This window comes from Alloprevotella sp. (assembly GCF_057240785.1).
Window position 1 is genome coordinate 1 of the sequence record NZ_DBHHRH010000019.1, and the last position, 3834, is coordinate 3834.

General features: G+C 40.8%; 7 protein-coding genes. All 7 read right to left on the minus strand.

Translation table 11 applies throughout. The features are described from left to right. On the minus strand, nucleotides 1–478 hold a 478-nt coding region (locus ACO4R2_RS04740), incomplete at its 3' end, for a hypothetical protein (RefSeq protein WP_484769381.1). Between the two features lie 94 nt (nucleotides 479–572). Then, nucleotides 573–785: a helix-turn-helix domain-containing protein gene (locus ACO4R2_RS04745; RefSeq protein WP_049360086.1), complete on the minus strand. Its 213-nt coding sequence runs from the start codon at nucleotides 783–785 to the stop codon at nucleotides 573–575. Beyond that, on the minus strand, nucleotides 782–1039 hold the full coding sequence (acrIIC1, locus tag ACO4R2_RS04750; protein WP_484769382.1) for an anti-CRISPR protein AcrIIC1: 258 nt from the start codon (nucleotides 1037–1039) through the stop codon (nucleotides 782–784). Before acrIIC1 ends, ACO4R2_RS04745 begins: the two co-directional genes overlap by 4 nt. Nucleotides 1040–1356: 317 nt before the next feature. Continuing rightward, the gene (locus ACO4R2_RS04755; protein ID WP_484769383.1) at nucleotides 1357–1596 is read right to left on the minus strand and encodes a hypothetical protein; all 240 of its coding nucleotides are present in this window, start codon (nucleotides 1594–1596) and stop codon (nucleotides 1357–1359) included. Between the two features lie 81 nt (nucleotides 1597–1677). Then, on the minus strand, nucleotides 1678–2574 hold the full coding sequence (locus ACO4R2_RS04760; RefSeq protein ID WP_484769384.1) for a recombination-associated protein RdgC: 897 nt from the start codon (nucleotides 2572–2574) through the stop codon (nucleotides 1678–1680). An 88-nt stretch (nucleotides 2575–2662) separates the two neighbouring features. Further along, complete coding sequence (locus tag ACO4R2_RS04765) at nucleotides 2663–3031, minus strand: hypothetical protein (protein ID WP_484769385.1); 369 nt, start codon at nucleotides 3029–3031, stop codon at nucleotides 2663–2665. A gap of 15 nt (nucleotides 3032–3046) precedes the next feature. After that, entirely contained in the window at nucleotides 3047–3745 is a 699-nt protein-coding gene (locus ACO4R2_RS04770; protein WP_484769386.1) for a recombinase family protein, read from the minus strand. Nucleotides 3746–3834: the final 89 nt, after the last annotated feature.

The following is a 3834-nucleotide window of genomic DNA, read 5'->3' on the forward strand; positions in this document are numbered from 1 at the left end:
GCTCTTGTGCGTCTTCGAGATTCCATTTTGTAATAATAAGAGCATCCCAAAAAGAATCCGTCATCAAGGATTTATTCTCGTGTTTTTTTGCGGATTTGTATCGTTCCAGCCGGATAGGAAGTGTGGATTTACCTGCCAATTTGTCTATATCACCACCTTTGAAACCTAATCGGACATCCCTGCGTGCAGGATGTTTGAAGGCATAGTCTTCAATGTTTATGGGTTGGAGTTCCGAAAGAGTTTGTTCTTCCTTGATACCTAAATTAGGTAAATCGGGTTCGCGGTAGTTTGGCGGCAAAATGCCGATGAGACCATATGGGCTGTCGTCGATGGAGTCCCACTTAGACATTACGTCATCGTAAACTTTACGAGCAGCTGCTAATGTATCGAACAAACCGAAAACGTAGTTAATTTGCAAGGCATATTTGCCAGTATCGTTTACGGTTCTTTTTTTGGAGTCAATGTAGATTTTCTTCATGATTTTTCCTTTTGCCCCTGTCTTAAATTTTAGCCGCGTGGGGCGATGCGTCTATATATGTATAATAGCTCACTATACGAGCTATTGCAAGCTTTTATTTTAATGAATCCAAAAGTTTTTGCCATTTTACGAGCGGCATATCCGCGCGATTTTTGGCATCAATTGCTGCTTCCCACCGGCGGACGCTGTATCCGGTTTTTGTACCAGTAATTTCTGCTACCTGTGCTTGTGTAAGCCCAAATTGTTTTCTCAGTGCTTTAAGATTGGCAGGTGTATAGCCAATTTCAGGGGCTTCAAATTTCTTCATAGTTCAATAAACTCCCAACATGAGGCCATACCAACCGACGTATATGCGTACTGCTCCATTTCAAGAGCGGCTGCTTTGACACGGCTGTCCGTTCCCCATCTCAGCCAATCCTCAGCTTTATCATCGCCATCGTAATCAGGACAAATGTCGCGCAAATACTTAACTTTGATAGCTTCATTTTCAGAAATGGCCGCAAGACAAAGACCGCAGCCATCATACCCGGCATTTTTTCCAATTTTATAAGTTTTATTCATAGTGTTCGGATTTCCTTTCGTAGTTTGATATAGTCTAGCACACAATGTAAGCTTTTATGGCTATGCCTGTTTTTTATAGAGCTGAAAGGCTGTCAATGGGGAAGCTTTGTAAACGTCCTACAAGGGCGTTTATGAATACCCCATTTACTGACTGGCAGCGATAACACGCTTAAGTGAGGGAGCAGGTGTAGGCCGTAGGCTATGCCCTGCTCCCGAGCTGTCGGCGGCGAGACCGGGGGCTTGGGGGCAGAGACCCTAAAATAGAAGAGTATGAGGACAAAAAAACGGACACATTAGTGGCCTTTGGTTAAAATTGGTTATTGGAGACACAAATATTCATCGTCTATCACTATTTCTTCAGCCTCAATAACCAAGTTAGAAGCAATATATTCGTCACACCCTTGAATTTGGGCTTCAAACCAGCTTAGAAATTGGCTCAGTTCGTCATCATTCATTGCGGTAGAGAAGCCGTTGCTCATAGCCAAGCCGTTGATGTAGTCGGCGGCTTCGTGCGCTATGTCGGTTTTAGCGGCTAGATAGATGTTAGTTGCTTTCATTTCAATCCCTATATATCAGTTCAAAAATTTATATTGATTTTGTTACCAGTCAGTTACTTTTAGTCGTAAAAACTGTTGTTCCTACTTATATCCATCTAGATATGTGACTAACTCCTCCAACATCAAGCTAATGCCTTCTGTCATCAAGATCTGAGAAGCAAACATCAAGCTGGCGGCATCATCACCATTATTTTCAGCTTCTTCTTGCAAAGAGTCCAAATATTGTATGCGTTTGAGTGTAAAGTCTTGGGTAAGGATGAACGCGATTTGTCCACGCCATACCAAGCCCAAATGGGTAACGGTTTTGCCGTTTTTGACGTGTTGTACCACTTCATCGGCGGTCAGGTCTTGTTTGGAAACTTTAACAACCGGGACAACATCGCCTACGCCTTTGAGTTCGCAATCGCTGTCCAATTCAAAACCGCCTTCGCAATGCCCTTGCAGCAACCAATTCGTCATTAGAGAAGAGAGAGATTGCTTGGTATTTGGTAATGTTGCTTCTAATCCTCCTAATGCTTCACGAAGCTTAGTCAGGAGGTTTTCAGCTTTTGCCGTAGTAGCATTATTAATCAATAAAAAACCACGCTTTGTATCAAATACGGCTTCAGTCCGAGTGCTTTTTGTAAAAGCACGAGGAAGCAAGTCATCAGTAATTTGTTCTTTCAGTTCTTGTTTTTCCTTGCGACCTACATTTCGACCTTCACTATTTTGAATTTCCAAAATCTTTTCGTCCAAAATATCTCGAATCACGCCGGCAGGCAGAACTTTTTCTTCTTTTTTGAGGGCTACTCTCCATGTAAAATCTGCTGGGAAGACTAATTCTGGTGAAAAATGAACAGGAGAGGAAAAACCCTCTGAAAACCAATCCAAGCCTTGGCAAGGAGAAAACTCTGATTGTGCCAGCTTGTTCGAAAGATATTCGAAATCCGGTAACTTCTCTTTGCTAATGGGATAAAAACTTACTTGTTTGAACCACATATTTTTACCTTTATTTATGAGGGGAGTTTAGACAAGATGACAAACTTTAAAGCCTGGAGTAACCGTTTTTTGTCACATATGATATGAATTATTTTCTTTCCAACATTGGTCCGAGTAAGGAACGTACAGATTCCACTACATCGTCAATTTCAAATTCAGGCTGATCCTTCATCGCTCCAGCTTCAACTAACATCGTATGAATTTTATGAATACCAGTTTCCCAACGGTCTTTTCTAACTATTTTTCCATCATGACGAAATTCATAATCTTCTGGATTTTTTCCTCGATATTCAGGGATGATGAAATCATCGAGCGTAACCTTCCTCATAACTGTTCTTACATCATTGCTTGAGGCCACAATATCTAATGTAACTTGTTCAGCATTACTATTCTTGGAGGAATTCCCGATATTCCAGTTTTGAATATCAGAGACATTTAGGTGGGTGAAATTTTCCATATTTTTTTCCTTTACTTACTTCTTTGAAGCTGGTTTAAATATATCGAATTGATCCTTGTCACTTGACTTATGTTTGCGTTTATAAGCTCGTCTAACCTTGCTTACCGTCGATGTACTACATTTAAGGGCAGATGCTATCCCTGTTATACTCACACCGTTTAATGTGAGTTGGATAATACTTTTGTGTAATTCCTCATTTGCAGGCCGGCCTTTCATCCGCCCTTCTTTTTTTGCTCGTGCAATACCTTGGTTTGCGCGCTCTCTTCTTGTCTTCCAATCCTCATGGGCAATGCTTAAAGCCATACGCAAGAACATTTTTTGCAAGGCTTCCATTAGTGGTTCTGTTAAATATTTTGGAAGTGAATCACCCTCCCCCATGAGCTCATCTAAGTTACCGAAAGAAAAAACGTCGGGCACATGCAGCTTGGCTCCTTTTTCAGTGATTCTTTGAATCAGTAATTCTGCTTCACGAGGTGGGAGGCGAGTGATTCGATCAATTCGTTCGGCAATAACCCAATCACCCTCCTGAAGATCGTCAATGAGTCGATTTAATTCGGGACGACTTGCATTTACACCACTCGCCTTTTCCTCATAGATTCCAGCTATGTAAAATCCATTTTCCTTAGCCTCATCTATAATTTTACGTTGTCGCTCTAAATTTTGTTGTAGTGTACTTACTCTAAGATAAATCCTTGCGATTTTGAGGTTACTCATGTATTTTACATCCTGTAATTAATCCACTGGATTTTAAGTTATTGTATTTATATTTTACAGTAGTATAATAGACACTGTAAATAACCTAT

Coding starts and splice junctions, on each gene's coding strand:
- ACO4R2_RS04755 (WP_484769383.1), bottom strand. CDS start 1,596: ATGAAAGCAACTAACATCTATCTAGCCGCTAAAACCGACATAGCGCAC.
- ACO4R2_RS04770 (WP_484769386.1), bottom strand. CDS start 3,745: ATGAGTAACCTCAAAATCGCAAGGATTTATCTTAGAGTAAGTACACTA.
- ACO4R2_RS04745 (WP_049360086.1), bottom strand. CDS start 785: ATGAAGAAATTTGAAGCCCCTGAAATTGGCTATACACCTGCCAATCTT.
- ACO4R2_RS04765 (WP_484769385.1), bottom strand. CDS start 3,031: ATGGAAAATTTCACCCACCTAAATGTCTCTGATATTCAAAACTGGAAT.
- ACO4R2_RS04760 (WP_484769384.1), bottom strand. CDS start 2,574: ATGTGGTTCAAACAAGTAAGTTTTTATCCCATTAGCAAAGAGAAGTTA.
- acrIIC1 (WP_484769382.1), bottom strand. CDS start 1,039: ATGAATAAAACTTATAAAATTGGAAAAAATGCCGGGTATGATGGCTGC.